This is a genomic window from Psychrobacter sp. TS_SC_6, from assembly GCF_056156305.1.
Genome location: NZ_CM149590.1, coordinates 2281861 through 2304564, shown reverse-complemented (window position 1 = coordinate 2304564; position 22704 = coordinate 2281861). Strand labels below are relative to the sequence as shown.

Below are 22704 nucleotides of genomic sequence, written 5' to 3'. Positions count from 1 at the left end.
AACAGGAGTTTACCATGACCAAGAAAATCAGAACCTACAGTACAGAATTTAAAGCCGAAGCCGTCAAGAAGATAGCGGATAATAATGGCAATATTTCAGCGACCGCAAAGCAGCTTGGTATCGCCATGCAAACCTTATCTAATTGGCACAATAAAGCCAATCAAGGCAAGCTTGTCGGCACAGAGCAATACGATCCTGAGCTTATGAGTGCTCTTCAAGAAATAAAGCAGCTCAAACGACAACTTAAAATCGCTGAGGAGGAACGCGAGATCTTAAAAAAGGCGACGGCGTACTTCGCGAAAAACAGCTCGTGAAGTATGCCTTTATTAAAGACAACCAGCAAATATTTAGCATCACTTGCATGTGTTGTGTTTTGAAAGTAAAGCCCTCAAGCTACTACGATTGGCTAAGCCGCGATATCAGCGACCAACAGATACATCGCAACCAGTCTGAGCTATTGGTTAGAGCCGCTCACAGTGAAACGAAAGAACGTTATGGCGTAGATCGACTGCATGCTCATCTAAGTGAGCAAGGGCATTATATTAGCCAGTATATGGTCAGAAGCATCAAAGAAGAACATAGCATCAAATGCCGTCGCCATAAGCGCTTTAAAGTCACCACCGACTCCAATCACAACAAACTGGTCTATCCGAACGTGCTGGATCAGCAATTTGATGCCAGTCGCCCTAACCAAGCGTGGGTCAGTGATATTACCTATATCTGGACAAACGAGGGCTGGTTGTATTTAGCGGGAGTCAAAGACTTATACACCAAAGAGCTGGTCGGCTATGCCATTAACAAACGTATGACCGCTGATCTAGTATGCCGTGCACTCAATATGGCAATCAAGAATAAACGTCCAAGCAAAGGGCTAATCGTTCATTCAGACAGAGGCAGCCAGTATTGTAGCCATGCGTACCACAAGATTATCAAGCAGCATCACTTTACAGGCTCTATGAGTGGCAAAGGCAATTGTTATGACAATGCGCCAATAGAGAGCTTCTGGGGCACATTAAAGAATGAGTTGATATATCATAAGGATTATAAAACAAGGTTTGCCGCCATTACCGATATCATTAGATATATCGAGCTGTATTACAATCAGACTAGGATTCAAAAGGGCTTGGGCTATAAGTCGCCAAGACAGGTGTGGTTTGACTTTTACACTCAGGCTGCGTAACTAAAATCTCCCAAGTTTGGTTCTACGGGATTGACAGCAGGGGTCAGTTAGCGAGATGGGCAGGACGAGCAAGAATAAACGACAACCGTCATTATGATCTTCGAACTAGTGAAGAGCGAGATCAACAAGCTAGAAATATCATAGAATTTAATGAGCGTCCTACTGCGCTTCAAGCTATAAAGCATAATTTGCCTGTAAGTTATAAGGACTTAGGTTTAAATCGCATAGGTATTGCTGATGTCACCGAGTATGGAATGTGCACTCATGACTATGCTATGTCACCGTGTACTAAGGGTGGCGAATGTATGACGTGTAAAGAGCATGTATGCATCAAAGGGATGCCTAATACTTTAGAGAGTATCATTAGATTAGAAGGTCAAGTAGAATCACAATTCGAAAAAGCAAAGCGTGACGAAATTAGCGGTCACTTTGGTGCTAACAGATGGATAACTCATCTTAAATGGAAGTTGGCACATATTCGCACGCAGCGTGTATTAATTGAATCAGAGGACACCGCTGAAGGGACTGTTTTATGGATTCCACCAGACCATGACCCTAGTCCAATCAAGCGTGCTCTAGCACAAAATGATCTACAGGTTTCAGCCAGTAGCGAAGATTATGTTGAAGAATCTACACTTAATTTACTACTAGGAATCGAAAATGCCTAAACAAATTATCACACAGAAAACCCTCCAAGTTGCGTTGCATGAACTAGATAATTGGAGCGGTAAGCTAACATGGGACAAGTATGCTGAACAGCTTGCCAAAGTATTAGGTGAGGATACGATTAGTCGGCATACCCTAATGTCATACAAGGTGCTAGTTGAGGCTTTTAGGGAGCGAAAAGGAAGTTTGAAAGAAGCTAAAAATAGCGATGCACCAGATATTACGCTAGAGTTTGCAAAGAAACAAATTGATATGCTAGAAGCTAAAGTAAGACGACTCGAAAGTCAGAATGAGAAGTTACTAGAACAGTTTGTAAGATGGCAGCATAACGCTTATATGATGCCGAAAGTAGATATGAGGTTGCTTAATCAGCAGCTGGATAAACCTTTGACCAAAGTAAATAGAAGATGATTAGTATGCTTCTATACTGCCGTGTATTGAACTTAAATAGCAGATGTATACCTTTATAGATAATTATGCTTTAAGCAATTGTAAGGCTAAATTTAGAGCTCTAAACCATCAATAAAGGTGCTAAATACACTTAATGAATTGACTTAACTCAAATTCTTAACTTATAGAAATTAGATATTTAACCAACTTGGAAGAATCATGCCGTTATTAGACTGGGTAAACCGCAATCAGGCAGAAGAAACTGCTGATCAAGTACCATATCATTTGCTTAAGTTTGAGAAGTCTTATGGTGATAGCGATAAAGCAAAAGATAACTTAATTGTTAAAGGCGATAATCTTCATGCTTTGAAAGCACTACTGCCTCTATATGGTGGTCAAGTGAAGTGCATATTTATTGACCCTCCATACAATACAGAGCAGGCTTTTGAACACTATGATGATAAGTTAGAACATGCCCAGTGACCCCTGCTGTCAATCCCGTAGAACCAAACTTGGGAGATTTTAGTTACGCAGCCTGAGTGTAAAAGTCAAACCACACCTGTCTTGGCGACTTATAGCCCAAGCCCTTTTGAATCCTAGTCTGATTGTAATACAGCTCGATATATCTAATGATATCGGTAATGGCGGCAAACCTTGTTTTATAATCCTTATGATATATCAACTCATTCTTTAATGTGCCCCAGAAGCTCTCTATTGGCGCATTGTCATAACAATTGCCTTTGCCACTCATAGAGCCTGTAAAGTGATGCTGCTTGATAATCTTGTGGTACGCATGGCTACAATACTGGCTGCCTCTGTCTGAATGAACGATTAGCCCTTTGCTTGGACGTTTATTCTTGATTGCCATATTGAGTGCACGGCATACTAGATCAGCGGTCATACGTTTGTTAATGGCATAGCCGACCAGCTCTTTGGTGTATAAGTCTTTGACTCCCGCTAAATACAACCAGCCCTCGTTTGTCCAGATATAGGTAATATCACTGACCCACGCTTGGTTAGGGCGACTGGCATCAAATTGCTGATCCAGCACGTTCGGATAGACCAGTTTGTTGTGATTGGAGTCGGTGGTGACTTTAAAGCGCTTATGGCGACGGCATTTGATGCTATGTTCTTCTTTGATGCTTCTGACCATATACTGGCTAATATAATGCCCTTGCTCACTTAGATGAGCATGCAGTCGATCTACGCCATAACGTTCTTTCGTTTCACTGTGAGCGGCTCTAACCAATAGCTCAGACTGGTTGCGATGTATCTGTTGGTCGCTGATATCGCGGCTTAGCCAATCGTAGTAGCTTGAGGGCTTTACTTTCAAAACACAACACATGCAAGTGATGCTAAATATTTGCTGGTTGTCTTTAATAAAGGCATACTTCACGAGCTGTTTTTCGCGAAGTACGCCGTCGCCTTTTTTAAGATCTCGCGTTCCTCCTCAGCGATTTTAAGTTGTCGTTTGAGCTGCTTTATTTCTTGAAGAGCACTCATAAGCTCAGGATCGTATTGCTCTGTGCCGACAAGCTTGCCTTGATTGGCTTTATTGTGCCAATTAGATAAGGTTTGCATGGCGATACCAAGCTGCTTTGCGGTCGCTGAAATATTGCCATTATTATCCGCTATCTTCTTGACGGCTTCGGCTTTAAATTCTGTACTGTAGGTTCTGATTTTCTTGGTCATGGTAAACTCCTGTTGTTGTGCTTAGTTTACCAAGTTTATCTCTACGGTTTCTTCAGCATAGCTCACAGTGGCTTTCTATGATGTATCCAAGAGTTCAATTGTTGAGAGATTTTTTAAGAAGTAATGGCTTGTTCTTTATTATTTTAAGTGATCATCAAATTCACTACATGAAAGTAATGTGTGATGAAATATTTGGTAGGTCTAATTTCATTAACCAAGTTAGCTTGAAAATGAAAGAAACTGCTGGTGCATCAGGTGGTGGTGAGGATAAAAAGCTTAAGAAAAATATCGAGTATCTATTAATCTATTGTAAAAACCTAAACAGTTTTTCTAAATTTAATGACGTAAAGGAAGAAGAGGATTTATTTGAGTACATCGAAGATATGAAAGAAAAAGGTAAGAGTTGGAAATATACAAGAGTAGTAGAAAGCTTTGGTGAAAAAACTTATTTAAAGAGTATTGAAGATGGTGCTGGTGAAGAGATTAAGATATATAAGCATGAAAATGTGGTTTTAACTTCTATTTCAACGATATCTAAGCGCGATGACTTAACTGAAAAGGAAGTATATTTAAAGCACTATGAAAATATCTTCCGAGATACTAATGCTCAAAGCTCGATTCGCAAAAGAGTTCTAGAGTCAGTCGATGAAGGAGAGTTTTTCAGTATTGAATATGTTCCTAAGTCAGGTAAAAATAAAAATAAATTAACAACTGTTCATTATAAAGGTCAGAAATGTGATCAACTGGCTTGGCTAAGAGATATAGCGTTTAAGAAGGGTCGTAGAATAGTTAGACAGTCTAAGCTTGGAACATACTGGGAAGGGTTTCCGTTAAACAATCTAACTAAAGAAGGTGGGGTGAGGTTTCCTCAGGGGAAAAAGCCAGAGGCTTTAGTTAAAAGAGTATTAGACCTTTGTACAGTCGAAGATGACCTAGTCATGGACTCTTTTTTAGGCTCAGGTACTACGGCTGCTGTGGCTCATAAGATGAAAAGAAAGTATATTGGTATTGAAATGGGAGAGCAAGCAGAAACACACGTGCTCCCTAGGTTACGTCAGGTTATTAATGCGGAACAAAGCGGTATATCTAAAGACGTTAATTGGAGTGGTGGTGGTGGGTTTAATTACTTAACACTTGGATCAGCTGTATTTGACGAGACACGGCTACTACATCCAGATGTTAAGTTTAGTGATCTAGCTAACTATGTATGGTGGTTAGAAACGAAGACTCCTCTACAATCTACTCAATACTCTACGCCCTTCTTAGGTGTGCACAATGAGGTCGCTTATTATTTATTATATAACGGTATTTTGGGTAACAAACGTCCAAATGGAGGTAACCTTTTGACTCCTAAAGTTTTAAAGCATCTTGATGAATGCTATCAGCATGATGGCAAACGTATAATTATTGGTGAGGCTACACGTATTGGTGACTCAAGCTTAGAAGCATTAAATATCGAATTTAAGCAAATTCCATATGCTCTCTACGGTACTCAGGCGATTAAGGACTAGAATATGAGCTTAAGATTAAAGAACTATCAGAAAAAATCGCTAGAGGCTTTAAACAGTTTTTTCGTACTAGCTTCTTCAGTTGGTGCTAAATCTGCTTTCGAGGAATGCGTTGCCGAATATAGCTTTGAACGTGTTAATTATAATGACCGCCTTGAAGGTGTACCAAGCGTATGCTTACGTGTCCCTACAGGTGGAGGTAAAACATTGATGGCAGCGCATAGCATCCCCGTAGCAGCTGAAAACTATGCTAATACTGAGACGCCTATTGTGCTATGGCTTGTGCCTACTGATATGATAAGAACCCAAACTTTGTCAGCATTGTCTAATCTTCATCATCCCTATCGAAAAGCTTTGCAAGGCTATTATGGCGATCGATTGAAAGTATGTGATATTGAAACTCTACAGACCTTAAATAAGCATGATATTGAGGGTTCGTGTGTGGTCATAGTTACCACCATACAGGCTTTCAACATAGATAAGGATAAAACCTATCAGCGTAACGCCTATGCGTTTGATGAAAATCTAAGTGAGTTTTTTAAGAATTTATCAGCTGATCAAGTTTCGAGATTAGACAAAGTAACTGAGGATACTTTACAGTATCAGCAGTTTTTGACTAAAAAAGATGTAGGTCGAGTAAAGCATTCCTTAGTTAACTTTTTCAATATTTATAGACCTATTATTATTGTTGACGAAGCGCATAAAAACCGAGGTGGTAAAAGCTTCTTCCCTACACTACAGCGTCTTAATCCTAAATGCTTAGTAGAGTTCACTGCTACCCCTAAAGATAACAATGTGCTGTACTCTGTATCTGCTGCTGAACTTAAAGCGGCAAATATGATTAAACTTCCAGTTGTATTAACCGAGCACTCCCACCAAGACTGGCAGTCTTGTATTCGTGACTCACTCATTCACCGTGCAAACCTAGAGGTATTAGCTCAAAAAGAATATGAATATATTCGTCCGATTTTATTGATTCAAGCTCAAGATAAAAATGGTGAAGCTAACGTTGATGCTGTTAAAGACTACTTACTTTCAGAATTTAGTATCGATGAAGACTGGATAGCTATCTCTACAGGTCAAACCAAAGAGCTTGAAGACGTTAACTTATTTAGTGAGTCTTGTTCTATAAGAGTTGTTATTACTGTAGAGGCGTTGAAGGAAGGTTGGGATTGTTCATTCGCTTATATTTTAGCCAGTTTACAAAATATCAATTCGGCTACTGATGTAGAGCAGTTATTAGGTCGGGTATTAAGAATGCCTTATGCCAAAGAACGTGCTCAGCCTGAGCTTAACAAAGCATATGCACATGTTATATCAGATAGTATTGCTGAGGCCACTGCTAATCTAAAAGACCGTATGGTAGAAAATATGGGTTTTAATAGGTGGGAGGCAGATGCTGCTTTAATTCCAAACACTCAACCTGAATTAGGATTGGATGAAGTAGAAGGTAGTGCCACTCAGCCTAAAGAGCCTGAAGTATCGATACCTTTACCTTTCGATTTAAAGACAGAGGAGTTAGAGCCAGAATTGCAATCATCGGTTAAGAAGTATGAGACTAGTCAAGGCTCATCACTGGTGATTATGAAAGGTACAAGTGATGAGGTATTTGACAGAATACAAGACATGGCGTTAAACCAAGCAACACCTAAGCAACAAGAAAGTATACAAACCTCCTTCCAAGAAGCCAGAGCACAAAGACAAGCCTCTTTAGCTCCTGAAAACTGGAACGCTACCTTCGCACCTATTCCACAGTTAGGTCTGTTGTTAGAAGGAGATTGGCAACTTGCAGATAAGGAAGCCATCGAAGATAGTGTTGAGTGGAATTTACTAGATTTCCCAGTGAGTTTAGAACAGTTTAGTATCAGAGAGACTGCCACCAGCTTTGAGATTGATATAAGTATTGAAGAGAAGTCTCTTAGCTACAAACACCTAGATACGAAGCAGCTCCATTTTGAAGATATGCCAACGCCTATTTCAGAGAATGACTTAATTAACTGGCTAGATAAGAAGACCCGAAGGGCAGGATTAACTCAGATACAGCTGAGAGCGTATCTTATAAAGCTGCTGTCATATCTCATGAATGAAAAGAAATTCAGTTTGACTAGTTTACATCGTGCACAATTCCAGTTAGCACAAGCCGTAAATGATGAAATTAACAGGCTTTTTAGTTTGGCTAGAAAAAAAGCTTTCCAGTCTGACTTATTTGAGCATCTCAAGGTAAGTGAAAGCGTTACTCAGCATAACTCTTTTGAGTTTAAAGCAGGAATATATCCTGTGCGCAAACCATATCGTGGTAGTTATAAATTTAGCAAGCATTTCTATACCCAAATAGATGATCTTAAAGAAAAAACCGACGCAGGGAAAATTACAGAAGAGTTTAAATGTGCCCAGCTTTTAGACTTTCATCCAAAAGTTAAGCATTGGGTAAGAAACATACCTAAACAGCCACATTCATCTTTTTGGTTACCGACACAAAAGGATTACTTTTATCCTGACTTTGTTGCTGAGCTACTAGATGGTTCTATTTTCGTACTTGAATATAAAGGTGGGCACATAGATACTGCTGACGATGCTCGCATTAAAAATGACATTGGTAAACAATGGGCCAAAGATAGTGACGGTACGCGAATATTCTTGATGGCGACTGCTCAAGATAAGTCTGGGCGAAGTTTAGAAGAGCAAATTAATCAGGCGATTGGGTAAAATATGATTGATAAGTATCAAGGAATGAAATGGTTGAAGTGTGATCTTCAAGTCCAGACACCCGCAGATGCGAAGCATTGGACGGGAGAGAAGCTAATCAAGGGAGAAGAGCATTTATCAGCAGAAAAATTTGCCGAAGCATGTTATGAGCTTAAGTTAGATGTAGTAGGTATAACTGAACATAATTTTTTATCGAAAGACTTTATTCCTTTTTTGAAGGAAGCTTTTAATAATATCTACACGAAATATCAACATCAAATAACGCTTTTACTAGGTTTCGAATTTGAGGCAGCTGGTGTCGGTAAAGGTGTTCATATCCTATGTTTATTTGATTCTGATACAGAAATTGATAAAGTTGATAGTATTCTAACCGAATGTGGCGTGGGCGTACCTAGGATAGAAAATGGTCAGCTTAAAAAGTCTGATAGAAACCTAAAAGAAATTATAAGAATCGTTCAAGATAGTCATAAGGGTATTGTTATATTGCCTCATGCAACTAGCAATGATGGCCTTTTTGATAATGAAAAAATATCTGATTGGGTACAACAGGATCAGTTCATAAACCCATCACTTCTTGCTATTGAAATACCTAGACCTATAGAGAGAATGTCAAAAGGTTATCAGAAACTAATATTAGCGACTGATGACTGTCATCCTGACTGGAAACGTATTAGACCTATTGCAACTTTGATGTCATCTGATAATAAAACTTTAATTGATAAAGACTCAGAAGGAAATCATAAGCCTAATAGTTTAGGATATCGTTATTCATGGATAAAAATGTCTAAACCTTCTATTGAGTCATTGAGACAGGCTTTTCTAGATCACTCTTCTCGTATTAAGCTTCCCGATGATGTAAACAATGACGTACATCCTGAAACAATATCCGAAAATAATATTATTAAATCTATTTCTGTTAGAAATGTGAAATTTTTAGAAGATCAAGAAGTGCATTTCTCTCCCAGTTTTAATTGCATTATTGGTGGTAGAGGTAGTGGTAAGTCAACGCTTATTGAGTATCTTAGAACTGCTTTCAAAAGAGATAATCTTGAAAAAAGCACCAAAGCTTCAGAAAAAGTTGAACGTGTTAAAAGTACACTAAATTCAACAGGTGCAAAAATTGAAGTTCATTGGCAAAGTAACCAACTCAACCAAGATACGATAGTTTGGCAAAATGATACAGGAGCTTCGGTAATTAGCCGAACGGTAGTTGATAATGACAAGTATTTTAATGACCTACCTGTCAGTTTCTATAGCCAGCAGCAGTTAAATGATCTATCCGCATCAGTTGTGGTCAATGATGGTAATAGACAGGCTGGAGGGCTTTTAGATCTTCTCAATAGTTTGATTAGAGATGATTTATCAAGACTTCACGAGAGAGAAGTTGAAATTAAGCTTGAGATTGATGCAACCTATGTTCAACATCGAAACCTAATAAAGATGAGATCAATCCAACAAAATCTTGAACATGATTTTAATGAATTAGATCTCAAATGGAAGGCTCGTAAAGACATACAAGAAGATGCGACACTTCATGAACTGCTTATGGCTGAAAAAAATCATCTAAATGCTGTTTGGAATGAGTTTATAAGCAATAAAAAGGCGTTAGAAGAAAGTTTAGATAGATTTTCTAGCACTAAAATAGTAGCTTTATTAAAGGAAACTCCTAATAACGAGTGGATAAAAATATTTGAGAAAAGGGTTGAGTTAGCTACTCAAGAGCTTGTAGATAACGTCAGAAAAGAGTTGATACAATGCAATGATAAGATTGTTGAAATTACACAAAGTGATGCAGGTCAAGAGGTAGTTGGTCAGTTGAGGAAGGCTAACGAAGAATTTGAAAGTGCATGTCGTGAACGTGGAATGTCTATTGACGATGTTGCCAACTTAAGTGCTCTTAATACAGATAGGATTAGTAAGAGGGAACTATTGCATGAGAAAAACCAGCAAATAGAAGAAGCTGAAACTAATGCTAAAGATATTGAAAAGTTACTCAGAGGTTTGCATAAGGTTTGGAATGATCAATACGAACTTAGATCCAACTTAGCACAACTCAAGTCGGATGAGATGAAGGAAGATAAAACTGAAAACTCCATGATTGAAGTTAGTGTTTTAAAGCAACAGGATTATAGGAGCTTCGAAAAGCACTGGAAGGAGTTTTCTCCATCGGATGCACGTACTCGGCTAGGAAAAAACTGGACTAAAATAGGTGAGACGATATATGCTAGTTATGTTTCATCCGATAACTTTACAGCCTCATCACCTTGGGATTTACTCAATGACTTGATAGATAAAAATGCTGAAAAAGTTAATCTTAATCTTGAGGTTGATATAGACACAAAAAAGATAGGTATAAAAGAAGAACTTTATCAATACATTACTTCTAATCCAGATCAGTGGTTGAACCTGCGCTGTCAGAGAGTTCTTGATAGCGTAGATATTGAGTTGTTTAGACACGATGGAAAAAGTGCAGGGAGTATTTCAGATAATAATCTGTCAGATGGGCAAAGGAATACGGCTGTTCTAGCATTGCTACTTTCACAAGACGGTGGACCGCTGATAATAGATCAACCAGAGGATGAGTTGGACTCTAACTTTGTATACAAAGAGCTTATCCCATTGCTTAGAAATATGAAGCATAAAAGACAACTTATTATAGCTACACATAATGCTAATTTACCTGTAAACGGTGATGCTGAGATGGTTTACGCATTTGATGTTGAAAATGGTAGGGGTGTAATGAAAGCATGCGGTGGATTAGATAATCCTGAAGTAACGACGGCTATTCTAGATATCATGGAAGGTACAGAAGAAGCCTTTCGAAGAAGAAGAGAAAAATATAGCTTCTGATGAATATTTACCAAAAAAGTTGATTAAAATGCCAATAAAGCTCCAATAATGCTTTAAATCAACCATTATATTAAAAATAGTTGATTTAAATATATTTAATCTATACAATATATTGAAATTAAAGGCTTTTTTTATATCTAACGTTTCGATTTTCTTGATTATGTATTCATTACCGTTTTAACTTATACAATAACAAGATGTTGTATTTATGACTAAGAGCCCCCGTAATTACGGGGGCTTTTAGTATGTACAGATAATGAAAGTGTAAGGAGTCATTCATATCATTAAGTCAATTTAAAACCGATATGCCAATAGAACCTGTGCATCAATGTGCCTTATAGTAACTATACAGCCTTAATCATTACGGAGGCTATTTAAAGAAAGATTAATAAACAAAGCTATTTATTTAATATCATTAATTGTCATCGAATTAACCATCATTTATTGATTTTAGCAGGAAATAATGACAAGTCATTGTTATTGTCAGTATTTTTGTTTATATTAGCGTTGCTTATAATTTTAAGCATTCGAACCATATTTATCATTAAACAATCAAAAGTTTATCAATATTTGAAAGATTTATCATTTAATAATTACTGGTATTTAGTAATTTTTAATTAATCTGTTTTTTAGTATGAATACTATTTATTTATACCCTTTATATTAATATGGAAAACACTATGAACAAAAGTAATGTTATTGATTTAAACAGCTTAAATGTTGATGAGCTACGTGCTATTACTGAAAATGCGCAGCAGCTTATTGCTCAAAAGCAACACCAGCGCTTGTATGATGCTTATACGCAGTTTGAAAAAATCGCTGAAGAAAGCGATGCTAGTATCGAGGAGATTTTACAAGCGGGCGAAAAACTAGAAAAGAAGCGTAGCATTAAATACCGTAATACCGAAAATGACGAAGAAACATGGACTGGTCGCGGACGTAAACCAACATGGTTAGTAGAGGCATTAGCGTCAGGTCGTCGTCTTGAAGTTTTTGCTATTTAATTTTCTAATGGATAGTCGCTGTTATATTTAGCAATGAACGCTTTGTCTATAAAGTTCTGTTTGATTGACAAGTAGATTGAATCTTTATAGGCAGATAAAAGCCAGTATCTTTTTACCACTATTTTGGTAAAAAGATACTGGCTTTTTTGCTGTCATCTGTATGCTATTGTTTGCTATGATAATGACGTTTTTAGCTGATATAAGAGTTATGCCATCGTGCCCCAAGTATCTGCCTCGTCTCATAAGCGTCCCCGTAAGCTGTGGTGGTTGATTGGGCTGGTCTTATTTGCGCTATTTGCTATTTTGCAGATGCCCGCAGCATGGCTACTTGAAAAATATGCACCAGAGACGCCTTATGTACAGCACGTATCCGGTAACGTATGGCAGGGCGCTGCGATTTGGCAGATACCTCTGTCAGCGACGCCATTGATCGGGGCAGCCGAATGGTCATGGCAGCCGTGGCATTTATTATTGGGTAAGTTTGGTGCGGAGATTGATATTTTATCAGAGCAAACTCGCCTCAATGGGCAGGTAGAAATAGGCGCAAATTCTTGGGAAGTCACAGACATGAGCGGTAAAGTTGCGCCTGAGACTTTGTCTCGGGTTGTCGATTGGCAATTACCAAATACGCCAATTCAGGTCAATAATATCTCGCTCAAACGTCAGTCTGGTTCAAACGATGGTGACTCAAACAGTGACTCCAATAGAAACACATCCGGCTTTCGTCAAGCGTCAGGTCAGCTGACATGGATTGGCGGCGAGCTTGGCTATCCTAGCGGTGGCAAAATATTTTATCTCACCATACCGGCGCTGCGTGCTGAGCTGAGCACCGAGCAAAAAAATAACAAAAATCTGCTGCATATCAATCTTGTCAACAATCAGGACAAGCGTTTAGGCGACTTGTATCTTGATGGCGATAATATGTTGGATGTTAGCTTGACCCAGCGTCTGCTCGAGAGTATGCCTGAATACAAGGGGAAAGCGCCGCAAGATACGCCTGTGGTTAGTGTGCGTCAACCACTGTTAAATGGGCTAGGGACACACTAGATGATGACGCTCCCTACAAGTTTAAAACCTGTGCTAAATATTTTTAACCGCTTTGCCATTTGGCTGCTATTATTGGCAATCACTTGGTTAAGCTGGACGGCAGCGCGACTCTTATGGCTACTGCTTGCGCCACCGTTAGCGCCGACATTACCACTGGTACCTTTACAGGATAACGCCTTATCCGCTCCAGATTATAGCAGTCTATTTGCTATTTTTGCCGACCCTGATCCTATCGCTGCGGTGGTGCAGCCGCCGCCTAATATTGTGCTAAAGGGTGTATTGCTCGCCATTCCAGAGAGTTTGTCTTCGGCACTTTTAGAGGTCAACGGTGAAGTCAAAAATTACCGAATTGGTGACACTTTAAAAGACAGCGAGTATACCTTGGTTGCGGTTGCTTGGAACGTGATTATTATCGCCGATGCTATGGACAAGGAAACGGTGATTCGGATGCCAGAAGCCATGCCACTTGATCAAAGTGCAATGATGGCAAACGGGGTCAGTAACCAGCGCTTGCAAGATAACAGTATGTTGCCTAATGCGCCTGTTGCGCCTGTGCCTGATCTGGGCAATACGGACAGTCAAGCAGCTGCCGCAGCCCCTAGCGACAGCGCGCCTACATCAGCAATTGATGAAGCGGTGACTGAGTTGCAAGCGAACCCTGCCAGTTATTTGAGTAGAATGGGTGTGATGGCAGGCGGCGATAGCTATCAAGTCACGGCGGCAATGCCTGCTAATATACGCAATCGCTTGGGACTAGAATCAGGTGATCGAGTACTGAAAGTCAACGGGCAAAGTGTCGGTAGCAATCCTGCTCAGGATGCTCGCGTATTACAACAAGTGAAGCAGTCAGGGGAAGCGCAGATAGAAGTACAGCGCGGCGATCAAGTCATTACCATTCGTCAGAAGTTTTAGCGCATATAATATAGTGACGTTTTTCCTTAAAGTAAGGGTTTGTTGGCTGATAGGGTAGTTAACATCACTTAGTAGCATTTAAAATTATGACTTATTAAAAGCGTCAAAGCATTAAAGCATCATGACTTATCAAACTCAGTAACCATTACATTCAATAGTCATTGAATTCAGTATATACCAAGCGCCATCACTGTAGGTAATCATCAATATGGTCAGTTCTTATAATTTTTCAGTCACACCTTTGTATCATATTTTGCAGCGTTTGATGCGATTGTGCCGTCCTCTCTGCTTAGCTATACCATTATGGGCGGCTAGTACGGGGCTGGTGAATGCTGAAAGCTGGAAGGTCAATTTGCAAGATGCTGATATCAAAGCCTTTATCAATGAAGTGGCGACGATTACCAATCAAAACTTCGTCCTTGATCCACGCATCAACGGTAATGTGACTGTGATCTCCAACAAGCCGTTGTCACGTGATGAGATTTATCAGCTGTTTTTGAGTGTGATGCAAGTCAATGGTATCGCTGCTATTGATTCAGGAACAACGATTAAACTGGTGCCAGATAACGTCGCCAAACAAACCGGTGTTGCTGTTGATTTACGTGGTGAGAGCGTCGGTGAAACCTTGGCAACGCGGGTGATTTATCTGACAAATACCCAAGCAGCAGAAGTCTTAGGCGTTATCCGTCCGCTCATGCCACCGTCTGCACATGCCGCTGCTGTGCCTGGAGTCAATGCTTTAGTGCTGTCCGATCGTGCTGATAGTCTAAATCAGCTGACAGCGCTTATACGTGATTTAGACAGTAATGTGAATGACAGCTTACAAGTCATACCACTACGTCATGTCGATGCTGAGCGTATGATGGAGTTGATTAGCGCACTGGTAGCGAGTGCTGGTAGTGGTCAAGCGCAAGGTGGCAGTAATCAGCTAAAGGTTATCGCCGACACAGCGAGCGATAGACTGTTGGTTAAAGGCAGTCCTGAGATGATTGCCAAAGTTCAAGAGATGGTTAATCAATTGGACACAACGCCTTCAAGACGCTTAAGTGGTCTACGTGTTTTCCGCCTAAAATATGCCAGTGCCGGTCATATTGCTGAGATGCTGCGTGGTCTCCTTGCCAGCCAATCTATCAATAGCTCTGGCGGTTCTTCAACATTAGAGTCAGCATCATTGAATGATGCCGCTGCTACAGGGTCGTCGCTAACTGGTGGCGCTAATAGTAAGGTAGGTAGCAATAGTATCGGTGATACTGCTGCTACGCCTTTAGCGAATAAGAGTTCAGCGGGTACAAGTATCGGTATCGGTGGTCGACCTTTTAGTATTATCGCTGATGAAACTCAAAACGCCGTCATTGTTAATGCAGCACCTGAGCTGATGTTTGAGATCGAAGATGCTGTCAATCAGTTAGACAGCCGCCGTTCGCAAGTATTGATTCAAGCAGCTATTGTCGAAGTCTCAGGCGATGATGCAACGCAGCTTGGGGTTCAGTGGGCACTGGGTAATGCTAATAGTGGTTATGGCGTGGTGAACTTCAATAACGTGGGTGCAAGTGCAGTTTCGCTTGCTGCTGCTGCTTTGTCAGGTGGTACAGGTATAAGCGCGGCAGCAGGCTCCATTGCTGGTGCTTTGCTGGGCATTGGCAGTAGTAGTAAAGACAGCAAGGGTAATGCACAGTTTTATGGTGCTATCTTGCAAGCACTTGATTCCTCTACCAGTGCCAATCTGCTGTCCATGCCTTCGATTTTGACCTTGGACAATGAAAAAGCCAGTATCTTAGTGGGTCAGAACGTACCGTTTGTGACAGGCTCTTACACTACAGGTAGTGACTCATCGACCAATCCCTTTCAAACCATTGATCGCCAAGATATTGGTATCAATCTAAACGTCATCCCGCACATAGGGGCGAACGGCACTGTACGTTTAGAGGTATCGCAGGAGGTTTCCTCGGTCGTACCGGGCAGTACAGCAAATGCCAGCGGTCTTATCACCAATAAAAGCCTAATCAATACCACTATTTTGGCAGATGATCAGCAGACCATTGCCTTAGGTGGCTTGATGCGTGATAACTCAACCACGCGCCAACAAAAAGTGCCAGGTTTGGGCAATGTACCCCTTATCGGTCGACTGTTCCGTTCAGACAATGACAATAGCCAAAAAAGCAATTTAATCATATTTTTACAGCCGACTATCCTTCGGGATGGCGGTGCGGTAGCAAGCGTGACAGAGCGTAAATACAATCAGATGCGCGTCCTTCAGCTGGTCATCGATAAAAACGGTACGATTAAACAGCTACCATTAAGTGGTACCGAAGGTTGGAATGGTGATATTAGTGCTGATTACGAGCTTATGCCACTCAATCCTTTGATTCCTAAACGTGATCAAAAGCCAAAAACAACTTCCAAAGGTTTTACTCGTGTGGATAGTCCAAGCACAGGTATCACAACTTATCCCTTAAATCGTTAAGTGCTTTTATGGCTGTTTGCTAATAGATTATCTAGGCTTTTAGCGCTTACCAAACTCTCCTTTCATGTCTCTCTTAAAGTTTTACTATGCTTAAAAGTACGGTTATTACATACACCGTACTTTAGTCTGTGTATTCATATAATAGATAAACATATGCCTTGGCTATACGCGTATAATAAAAAAAGATAACATGGGTATGTCAAGCTTTAACTGATAGTACGATATATTTGTTAAAATAGATAAAGGTCACCTATAAAGCCGTATTTATCAAATATCGGCTAAGTACTATTCTTCAGTTAATTTTAAAAGGCAACTATAATGACAAGCACTAATAATAAAAAAAAGTGGCTGGCATTAAGCGTAGTGGGTATTGCATTGGTACTGATACCAAGACGCAGTAGTCAAAAGGCGCACAAACCAGTGCCTGAGAATGATGACTCTATAGAAAAAACTAAAAGCATAGATAGTGAGTAAAATGATTCTTTAGAAAGTGGTTAATGGGAAAGCTGACTTATCATAGCAATGATGAATTTTGGAGTTTCTTGATGACGGTGATTGGAGCATCAGATATCAATAATAAAGTAAGAACGAAGATTTTTCCTTTAATTGATACTCATACGCATTTTGATGCTCCTGTGTTTGATAAGGATAGAGGTGAGCAGGCGCAATTTGCCTATGATAAAGGTGTGCGCCATTTAGTTTTGGTTGGCTACTTGCATCGATATTTTGCACGGCTTTATGAGAATCAGCAGCAGATAAATGATCTTTGTCAGTTGGATAAAAAAAATCATTTGAACCAAAAAAAACGTTTTCCTAAAGTACATATTGCGCTAGGTTTACATCCTTTTTATATTGAGCAGCATATAGAAGCCCATTTGGAAGAAATGGCGCAAATGCTAAATGAACAACGTCCATTGGCCATTGGTGAAATAGGTTTAGATACCTTTACCGATGCTATGAAGCAGCCTGAAACGTTTGCCAAACAGCAGCGGTTTTTTATTGCGCAGTTAGATATGGCAGTGGCACATCAGCTACCTGTTATGCTGCATATTCGTAAAGCACATGCCGAAGCACTGGCTTTACTAAAAGCACATAATTATGACGCGCATAAGCTTGGCGGCATTGCCCATAGTTTTAGTGGCGGTGTACAAGAAGCCAAGGCTTTTGCGAAATTAGGGTTTAAGCTTGGCGTGACCGGGCAAATAACCAATCCCAATGCGAAAAAACTGCGCCTTGCCATTCAAGCTGCGGTTGAGAGTTATGGTATCGACTGTTTGGTTATCGAGACAGATTGCCCAGATATGATGCCTATCCTATGCCAGACGTTAGATGACAATTTAGAAGGTGTATCATCTAATGACACGTCTGTACTTGGAGGAGATAAAAATAGCGAATGGGGTGATACATCTATGCATAGTAGGAATATTCCTGCTAATTTGCTTTACGTATTACATAGCTTGAGCGACTTAATAAATGTTCCTGCGGCTATTCTCGCTCAGCAATTGTGGCTCAATAGTTGCGATGCTTTGCAAACTAAGTGGTCTTATACGCTTTGAAGTTTTTAGCGCATACCAATTAATATACAAATGTTTTAACAATAAAATCTTTAAAAGAGTTTCCACATCGTTATGAATGAAAACACACAAATGCAATCAGACATTATCCAGCCAGAGCCTATTGAAGAGCAGATGTTTGTATCTGAAACATTAGAGACACCTGATAGAGATGCCGAGCAGTATGAGCGCCGTTTTAAAGGTACTCAGACACTGTATGGTAATGCTGCAGTAGATACATTTTCTGCTGCGCATGTTTATGTGATTGGTGTGGGCGGTGTCGGTTCTTGGGCAGCAGAGGCTTTGGCGCGTACGTCTGTTGGTGCTATTACATTAATTGATTTAGATATATTGGTCGCATCCAATGTCAATCGGCAGCTGCCCGCTTTAGATAGTACCTTTGGGCAAAGTAAAATTGAGGCGATGGCAGCACGTATTCGTGAAATCAATCCAAAAGCTACGTTGCATTTGGTTGATGATTTTTTGACTACTGAAAATGTCGCAACATTACTGCCCAGTCGTAAAGAAGCAAAAACGGCGGCACAAACCGCTCCGATTGTGATTTTAGACTGTATCGATGATATGGATGCCAAGCTTGCCATTGCTTTGCATTGTCGCTTTAACAAACTAAAATTGGTCTGTGCTGGCGGGGCAGGTGGTAAAATAGACCCCAGTCAGATCAGAGTCGGCGATTTACGAGACACTTATCAAGATCCATTATTGGCCAAATTACGTAACAAACTGCGCCATGAAAAGGGCATCAATAGTACCCTAAAAGAGAAATTTGGTATCAAGTGTGTTTATTCGACAGAACCACCGCGCGTAGACAAGAGCTGTCAAACAGGTGGTTTGCACTGTGGTGGTTATGGCTCGGCGGTCGTCGTCACCTCAGTGGTTGCCATGATTATGGTAAGTGAGGCATTACAATTATTGCTTAAGCAGGCGGCTGTTAAACCAAGCCCCTGATATGAATTTATGGAGTCCACCTTGTCTATATCCAACGTACCAGACTTTGATTACCCTATGGCAGAAGATGACGCTGAGCGTATTAATAGACTTAAAAAATATCAGGTACTCAATACTAATGAAAAATCTTCCTTCACGCGCCTAACTGAGCTTGCACGACTATTTTTTAAGATACCAATAGTTGCCATCACCTTTATGGATGAGAAAACACAGTACCTAAAATCTGCGCATGGGCTGGACAATATTTTTACTACGACGCGTAAAGTCGCCATCTGTAATTATACAGTGCTCTCTGATGAGGTTTTTGTAGTACCAGACTTAGCAGCTGATACGCGTTTTAGCCAAAACCCATTGATCACAGAGTCACCTTATCTGCGCTTTTATGCCGGTGCACCCATCATCATGTATGAAGACGGCAAAAAGTATCGTTTTGGCTCTTTATGTCTAATGGATATAGAGCCTCATCACGATTTCAGTGATGAAAAAGCCAACATGCTAGCCCAGTTTGCGACGATGGCAGCCGATGCTTTACAGCTGCAAGAGCAACAGCGCAATGCCAGACATGCCAATGATATGAAGTCATCGTTTTTGGCCAATATGAGTCATGAGATACGTACACCGATGAATGGTATCATCGGTATGGTTGAGATGCTCAGTGACACCATGCTGAGCGTTGAACAAAGAGAGTATATCGAGAATATAAAAGTATCAAATGAACATTTGCTCGCGATTATCAATGGTATTTTAGACTTATCAAAAGTTGAAGCCGGTAAAATGACTATAGATTCTATCCCGATGAATTTATCTAGTCTTTGTAATGAGGTCGTTGGCTTATTTGCTATCAAAGCTCGCCAACGCGGCTTGGTTTTAGACTATCACTATACCGAGTCACTATCGCCCTATGTTAAAGGGGATCCCGTACGTCTTAAGCAGATCATGGTAAATTTGGTCAATAATGCGATTAAATTTACTCGTGAAGGCGGGCGTGTAACGATTGATGTTAAACATATGCAAGACAATCCGTATCTAGATAATAAGGATTGTGATCACGCTAAAGGAAGTAGTGATAGTCGTTTAGATTTAGCCATTGATGATAAAAATGACACAACGATCCATCAAGAAATGACTTTATGTATTGAGGTTACGGATACAGGCGTCGGTATTAAGTCTGAATCATTAGAGGCAATATTTGATGCTTATGACCAAGCAAATAAATATACCCATAGGCTTTATGGTGGTACCGGACTTGGATTGTCTGTCTGTAAGTCTCTAGTTGAGCTAATGGGTGGCTATATCGAAGTAGATAGTACAGTCGGCGTTGGCACGACCTTTAGGGTATTATTGCCGCTACCATGTATTGCTACAGAAGATTATGAGATATGGCAAACGGACAATGACTTTACCATAGCGTTGCCGAGTGATGAGCTGGTCGGTCATATCTTGTTGGTTGAAGATGATAGTGTGAACGCGATGATTGCCAAAAAAGCCCTTAATAATGGTGGTCATACGGTCACTCACGTCAATGACGGGCAACAAGCTATTGAGATATTTGCTTTATATCCTGAGCGTTATGATGTCATTTTGATGGATCATCACATGCCGATTATGGATGGGGTACAGGCAACCATCAAACTTCATGAGCTGTATGCTCCCCAAGATTTGCCGCCTATTATTGCGCTGACTGCCAATGCAATGGATGGCGAGCGCAAAAAATACCTTGATGTGGGCATGCAAGATTATTGTACCAAGCCTTTTAAACAAGAGCAGCTGAATGCGTTGGTTCAATATTGGTTGATGCATAAGCAGTCGTTAGAAGAGTAGCTGGCAGTTTAATTCGACCCTTTATTATTCCTGACTTATTTGCTAGCCATTAAAAAAGCTTAACCGATCGAAGATCGGTTAAGCTTTTTTGTTTTTACAGACAGACTAAAGCTATTTGTTAATAGCTTTAGCTAACGCGCGTTTGATAATCGCCAGTACGAGTGTCTACACGTACTACTTCACCTTGCTGCACAAATAATGGTACACGTACCACAGCGCCAGTCTCTAACATTGCAGGCTTGCCGCCGCCGCCTGAGGTATCACCACGTACACCCGGATCAGTTTCAGTGATTTGCAATTCAACGAAGTTTGGCGGTGTTACTGAAAGAGGAGCACCGTTGAATAGAGTGATGGTACATAGTGCATTGCTGTTTTCTTTTAACCACTTTACTGAATCGCTCATCGCTGTTTTGTCCGCTTGAATCTGCTCAAAACTCTCAGGATGCATGAAATGCCAAAATTCACCATCGTTATAGAGATAGTTCATTTCAGTGTCCATGACATCAGCAGCTTCTAAGCTATCGCCTGACTTAAAGGTTTGTTCCAATACTTTACCACTACGAAGATTGCGCAATTTGACGCGGTTAAAAGCCTGTCCTTTACCTGGTTTGACAAACTCGTTTTCAAGAATGGCACAAGGGTTGCCATCGAGCATGACTTTGAGACCAGATTTAAATTCATTGGTAGAAAAACTTGCCACGGAAGACTCCTAAGGGTTTAAAAAAAGGGTTGAAAAAAAGGATGGTGAATATTTTTAGTGAAAATGGAGTGCCAGATTTACCGTGCTAAAAGATATGAGCCATTCTGGTACATAAACGATAGGACGTTTGCTTTGATAGGCGACGCCCTAACAGCGTATAATATCGGCTTTTGGGCACAGGTATTAGGTTGTCATGATAAACCATTTAATCACACAAAAAAACTGGCAAACGCAATTATCCGAAGCCATTACCTCGATTGATGAGCTGCTTGAGATATTAGAGCTAAAATCTCTGCGCTCAGAGGTGTATGTGCCTAAGTATTTTGAGCTGCGAGTACCGCGTGCCTTTGTGGCAAAAATGACCGTTGGTGATCGTGATGATCCTTTGTTAAGGCAGGTGTTACCCAATCATAAAGAGCAAATGGCAGTGACGGGCTATGTGGCTGACCCACTAGCCGAAAATGCGCATAATCCTGTTAAAGGCGTACTGCATAAATATCAATCAAGACTGCTATTAACCATTACTGGTGCTTGCGCGATTCATTGTCGTTACTGCTTTCGTCAGCATTTTGACTATAGTGCCAATATGCCAACTGCCAGCGCAAAACAGGATATTATCGATTATATCAGCGCGCATCCTGAGATTAATGAAGTTATCTTAAGTGGCGGCGATCCATTAAATGTGACCAATAGACGTCTATTTGCTTGGCTAGATACCTTGGAGGCGATTGGGCAACTGACAACCATTCGTATACATACCCGTCTGCCGCTCGTGATTCCAGCAAGGCTTGATGATGCGTTATTAGAGCGTTTGTCACAAAGCCGCTGTCAAATCGTCATGGTCATTCATGGTAATCATGCCAATGAGATTGATGCGTTGACCGCAGAGTATTTGCAGCGCGCTCGTGCCGCAGGAATTACTTTATTAAATCAAGCAGTACTTTTAAAAGGTATCAACGACAGCGTTAGTGCGCAAACGGCTTTGAGCCAGCGTTTATTTGCGGCAGGCGTGTTGCCTTATTATTTACATGTGCTAGATAAAGTAGCGGGCGCGGCTCATTTTGACAGTGATGAGAAATTTGCCATTGAGCTTTATTGGTCGCTATTGGCTAAATTACCGGGCTACCTAGTACCCAAACTGGTCAGAGAATTGCCAAACGAACCTTTCAAGGTACCAATTAATGTTTACAATAATAAGTAAATTGTGCACTATGATAGGATTTTTATTTTGGCAAATACATAACA

General features: G+C 40.4%; 17 protein-coding genes and 1 pseudogene. 16 read left to right on the top strand and 2 right to left on the bottom strand.

Features of this window, described 5'->3' with window-relative positions; genetic code table 11:
* Positions 1–14: 14 nt before the first annotated feature.
* The 4 genes and pseudogenes from AC0J5Y_RS09740 to AC0J5Y_RS09725 all read left to right on the top strand — a co-directional run.
* Positions 15–1180, top strand: a protein-coding gene (locus tag AC0J5Y_RS09740; RefSeq protein WP_475130351.1) for an IS3 family transposase whose coding sequence is annotated in 2 segments (ribosomal slippage) — positions 15–270 and positions 270–1180 — 1167 coding nt in all. Because the reading frame shifts where the segments join, the coding sequence is not laid out codon by codon here.
* Between the two features lie 305 nt (positions 1181–1485).
* Positions 1486–1848, top strand: coding sequence for a hypothetical protein (locus AC0J5Y_RS09735; RefSeq protein ID WP_475130499.1), 363 nt, complete (start codon positions 1486–1488; stop codon positions 1846–1848).
* Entirely contained in the window at positions 1841–2257 is a 417-nt protein-coding gene (locus AC0J5Y_RS09730; RefSeq protein ID WP_475130498.1) for a hypothetical protein, read from the top strand. Before AC0J5Y_RS09735 ends, AC0J5Y_RS09730 begins: the two co-directional genes overlap by 8 nt.
* Positions 2258–2455: 198 nt before the next feature.
* A pseudogene (locus AC0J5Y_RS09725) lies at positions 2456–2716 on the top strand (site-specific DNA-methyltransferase); the annotation flags it as partial.
* A gap of 46 nt (positions 2717–2762) precedes the next feature.
* On the opposite strand, the gene AC0J5Y_RS09720 reads toward AC0J5Y_RS09725, so the two are convergent.
* Positions 2763–3928 (bottom strand): IS3 family transposase gene (locus tag AC0J5Y_RS09720; RefSeq protein WP_475130351.1). Its coding sequence is split into 2 segments (ribosomal slippage): positions 2763–3673 and positions 3673–3928, totalling 1167 coding nucleotides; the frame shifts between segments, so codons are not numbered across the junction.
* Between the two features lie 77 nt (positions 3929–4005).
* Between AC0J5Y_RS09720 and AC0J5Y_RS09715 the strand changes: the two genes are divergently transcribed.
* From AC0J5Y_RS09715 to AC0J5Y_RS09665, 11 genes are all read left to right on the top strand, one after another.
* Positions 4006–5439 (top strand): DNA methyltransferase, encoded by a 1434-nt coding sequence (locus AC0J5Y_RS09715; protein ID WP_475130497.1) that lies wholly within the window; start codon positions 4006–4008, stop codon positions 5437–5439.
* A 3-nt stretch (positions 5440–5442) separates the two neighbouring features.
* Positions 5443–8142, top strand: a complete 2700-nt coding sequence (locus tag AC0J5Y_RS09710) for a DEAD/DEAH box helicase (protein ID WP_475130496.1) — start codon at positions 5443–5445, stop codon at positions 8140–8142.
* 3 nt (positions 8143–8145) lie between these two features.
* Positions 8146–10992, top strand: coding sequence for a TrlF family AAA-like ATPase (locus AC0J5Y_RS09705; RefSeq protein WP_475130495.1), 2847 nt, complete (start codon positions 8146–8148; stop codon positions 10990–10992).
* Between the two features lie 680 nt (positions 10993–11672).
* Positions 11673–11996 carry an H-NS histone family protein gene (locus tag AC0J5Y_RS09700; protein WP_475130494.1) on the top strand — a complete coding sequence of 108 codons (324 nt, stop codon included), beginning with the start codon at positions 11673–11675 and terminating at the stop codon, positions 11994–11996.
* Positions 11997–12212: 216 nt separating this feature from the next.
* A complete protein-coding gene (gene gspN, locus AC0J5Y_RS09695; RefSeq protein ID WP_475130493.1) occupies positions 12213–13043 on the top strand; it encodes a type II secretion system protein N in 831 nt (276 codons plus the stop codon).
* The gene (locus AC0J5Y_RS09690) at positions 13044–13955 is read left to right on the top strand and encodes a type II secretion system protein N (protein ID WP_475130492.1); all 912 of its coding nucleotides are present in this window, start codon (positions 13044–13046) and stop codon (positions 13953–13955) included.
* A 208-nt stretch (positions 13956–14163) separates the two neighbouring features.
* Positions 14164–16419 carry a type II secretion system secretin GspD gene (gene gspD / locus AC0J5Y_RS09685; RefSeq protein ID WP_475130491.1) on the top strand — a complete coding sequence of 752 codons (2256 nt, stop codon included), beginning with the start codon at positions 14164–14166 and terminating at the stop codon, positions 16417–16419.
* A gap of 318 nt (positions 16420–16737) precedes the next feature.
* Positions 16738–16893, top strand: a complete 156-nt coding sequence (locus AC0J5Y_RS09680) for a hypothetical protein (RefSeq protein ID WP_475130490.1) — start codon at positions 16738–16740, stop codon at positions 16891–16893.
* Between the two features lie 71 nt (positions 16894–16964).
* Positions 16965–17975: a TatD family hydrolase gene (locus AC0J5Y_RS09675; RefSeq protein ID WP_475132148.1), complete on the top strand. Its 1011-nt coding sequence runs from the start codon at positions 16965–16967 to the stop codon at positions 17973–17975.
* Between the two features lie 72 nt (positions 17976–18047).
* Positions 18048–18938, top strand: coding sequence for a tRNA threonylcarbamoyladenosine dehydratase (locus AC0J5Y_RS09670; RefSeq protein WP_475130489.1), 891 nt, complete (start codon positions 18048–18050; stop codon positions 18936–18938).
* Between the two features lie 21 nt (positions 18939–18959).
* The gene (locus AC0J5Y_RS09665) at positions 18960–20759 is read left to right on the top strand and encodes a GAF domain-containing hybrid sensor histidine kinase/response regulator (protein ID WP_475130488.1); all 1800 of its coding nucleotides are present in this window, start codon (positions 18960–18962) and stop codon (positions 20757–20759) included.
* Positions 20760–20886: 127 nt separating this feature from the next.
* Here AC0J5Y_RS09665 and efp read toward each other — a convergent pair whose 3' ends face one another.
* Positions 20887–21459 (bottom strand): elongation factor P, encoded by a 573-nt coding sequence (gene efp, locus AC0J5Y_RS09660; RefSeq protein ID WP_475130487.1) that lies wholly within the window; start codon positions 21457–21459, stop codon positions 20887–20889.
* Positions 21460–21652: 193 nt separating this feature from the next.
* On the opposite strand from efp, the gene epmB reads away from it, so the two are divergent.
* On the top strand, positions 21653–22660 hold the full coding sequence (gene epmB / locus AC0J5Y_RS09655) for an EF-P beta-lysylation protein EpmB (protein ID WP_475130486.1): 1008 nt from the start codon (positions 21653–21655) through the stop codon (positions 22658–22660).
* Positions 22661–22704 lie beyond the last annotated feature (44 nt).

What these genes read in the sequence shown, in the direction of transcription:
- AC0J5Y_RS09735 (WP_475130499.1), top strand. Translation starts at nt 1,486, where the DNA reads ATGACGTGTAAAGAGCATGTATGCATCAAAGGGATGCCTAATACTTTA.
- AC0J5Y_RS09730 (WP_475130498.1), top strand. Translation starts at nt 1,841, where the DNA reads ATGCCTAAACAAATTATCACACAGAAAACCCTCCAAGTTGCGTTGCAT.
- AC0J5Y_RS09715 (WP_475130497.1), top strand. Translation starts at nt 4,006, where the DNA reads ATGATGTATCCAAGAGTTCAATTGTTGAGAGATTTTTTAAGAAGTAAT.
- AC0J5Y_RS09710 (WP_475130496.1), top strand. Translation starts at nt 5,443, where the DNA reads ATGAGCTTAAGATTAAAGAACTATCAGAAAAAATCGCTAGAGGCTTTA.
- AC0J5Y_RS09705 (WP_475130495.1), top strand. Translation starts at nt 8,146, where the DNA reads ATGATTGATAAGTATCAAGGAATGAAATGGTTGAAGTGTGATCTTCAA.
- AC0J5Y_RS09700 (WP_475130494.1), top strand. Translation starts at nt 11,673, where the DNA reads ATGAACAAAAGTAATGTTATTGATTTAAACAGCTTAAATGTTGATGAG.
- AC0J5Y_RS09690 (WP_475130492.1), top strand. Translation starts at nt 13,044, where the DNA reads ATGATGACGCTCCCTACAAGTTTAAAACCTGTGCTAAATATTTTTAAC.
- gspD (WP_475130491.1), top strand. Translation starts at nt 14,164, where the DNA reads ATGGTCAGTTCTTATAATTTTTCAGTCACACCTTTGTATCATATTTTG.
- AC0J5Y_RS09680 (WP_475130490.1), top strand. Translation starts at nt 16,738, where the DNA reads ATGACAAGCACTAATAATAAAAAAAAGTGGCTGGCATTAAGCGTAGTG.
- AC0J5Y_RS09675 (WP_475132148.1), top strand. Translation starts at nt 16,965, where the DNA reads ATGACGGTGATTGGAGCATCAGATATCAATAATAAAGTAAGAACGAAG.
- AC0J5Y_RS09670 (WP_475130489.1), top strand. Translation starts at nt 18,048, where the DNA reads ATGAATGAAAACACACAAATGCAATCAGACATTATCCAGCCAGAGCCT.
- epmB (WP_475130486.1), top strand. Translation starts at nt 21,653, where the DNA reads ATGATAAACCATTTAATCACACAAAAAAACTGGCAAACGCAATTATCC.